The following is a 1,726-nucleotide window of genomic DNA, read 5'->3' as shown; positions in this document are numbered from 1 at the left end:
TTTGTTTCCCATCTACTTTGATGCCATTTTTCTTTATACTGTCACTGAGGCAGGTTGGACATTTGATTTCTAGAGTTATTCGCATTTCTCTATTTTATCAAAATTCAACCTACTTTGTTTCAGCATACTTTTTGAAACACCACCAAATTTTGAAGGACGCCAGCTTTAAACCGCAGCTTTCATTTTTTGTCTACATACAGCAGTCCAAGACGTTACCCAGTGTCACGTTACGGAACCGCACTCAGTGCGCTTGCCGGATTCAACAGTCTGGAGATCTTAGTATATTGCCCTATAAAGCTCATTTTATTAAAGATAATCTTTAATAGTCAAAGGCATTCAAATGTATAGATAGGGACTGTGTCAGGAAATGTGCTAGTAGAGGTGGGCAATAATGTCTAGAATCAAGGTACGTAATTTTCTCAGTCGACTATTACGAATAGCCGCCGATTTTGTAGATGCCTTTTAATTAGATTAGACTGTCACCACTCTCCTAGACAAATTTAGTCTATTCTTTTTGCATAAATGAGAACATTATGAGTGGACAACGATATTCTCTCAGAATCACGTATCAATCATGCTGCTAAACATTCTCATTAAAACAAGGGAATGCATCTTTTTACTGATCTGTACCTTGTTTTCAATTTTCCTCTGTTCTTTAATTTAGTACTATCTTTATCACTTATGAGCACTCACTGGATTCACTGAATGAAGTATATGGAAATCAGAGATTTGATTGAGGCTGAATTGAAAAATTACAGTTCTAATCAAATAATTCCATCCGAACGGTACTTGGCATTAAAGTTTGACTGTTCAAGGGAAACAGTGCGTAAGGCCTATGAACAGCTTCGTGCCGAAGATAAAATTTTCAAACGGCAAAATCTCGGCTGGTTCGTGAGTAATAAAAAAATTCAATATTATCCAAACTCAATTGAAAATTTTCGTTCTTATATGAAGGCACAGGGTTTTAATGCCAGAACTGAACTGATCTCGACCAGACAGCTGCAGCGATTGGATCACAGTAATCTTTTTAGCGAAGAAAATCGTAAATTGGGCTTTATTGAAATTATCCGTTTACGTTATGCTGATGATGTACCAGTACTTCTAGAATATAATTATTTACCTGTTGCGCTGTTTCCAGATGTGCTGAATTATAATGTGATTACTTCGGTCCAAGATGTCATTAAAAATCACTTTCATTATAATTACACGAGTAGTCAGTTAAAAATTAAAAATACCGGTGTGTCTCATTTTGAGAGCCAGCACTTAGGTATTCCTTTAAGTCAAACCGCCACTTATATTGAACGTATTTCAAAATCAGATGATCTAGTGATTGAATATGACATCGAAATCTGGTCACAGGACAAAATTGAAATGACCTTAGATATTCAAGCATAAGCTTATATTTATATCCTGCCCATTCAAATCCTAAGAAGTTAAATGGTTTTAGGAATTTTTTTATTTTCTTAGATTAGACCTCCTTCATAAATCATTCTTACTCAGTTGCAAATTATAAATTCCAGCAACTAGATTGAATCTCAAAAGGGGGGGCTTTTAGCTCTATTGCGATAACGTTCTGAAAGCATTTTGAAAGTTTTTAGACTGCCAAATACATACTTAACCTGAGTTCGATGAAATATTTTAGCTTTTTAGCAAGTTTTGGAAAGTTGGCTTATTTGGATTTAAGCAATAAGCCACTATAGCAGCCATAATATTCACCATAAAGTTA

2 protein-coding genes are annotated in these 1,726 nt (G+C 35.0%); one reads left to right on the top strand and one right to left on the bottom strand.

Annotated elements, in window-relative coordinates; genetic code table 11:
* The coding region (locus WFH18_RS17370; RefSeq protein WP_442892475.1) for a transposase-like zinc-binding domain-containing protein at window positions 1–85 on the bottom strand (85 nt) is incomplete at its 3' end.
* Window positions 86–705: 620 nt separating this feature from the next.
* Here WFH18_RS17370 and WFH18_RS17365 point away from each other — a divergent pair.
* Window positions 706–1,395, top strand: coding sequence for a GntR family transcriptional regulator (locus WFH18_RS17365; RefSeq protein WP_004281969.1), 690 nt, complete (start codon window positions 706–708; stop codon window positions 1,393–1,395).
* The last annotated feature ends 331 nt before the right edge of the window (window positions 1,396–1,726 follow it).

The organism is Acinetobacter sp. USHLN143, assembly GCF_037145695.1.
Lineage (GTDB): Bacteria > Pseudomonadota > Gammaproteobacteria > Pseudomonadales > Moraxellaceae > Acinetobacter > Acinetobacter fasciculus.
This window is presented reverse-complemented; position numbering and strand designations above follow the sequence as displayed.

Bases quoted from the DNA above. Each gene is read 5' to 3' on its own strand.
- WFH18_RS17365 (WP_004281969.1), top strand. From the start codon at position 706: ATGAAGTATATGGAAATCAGAGATTTGATTGAGGCTGAATTGAAAAAT.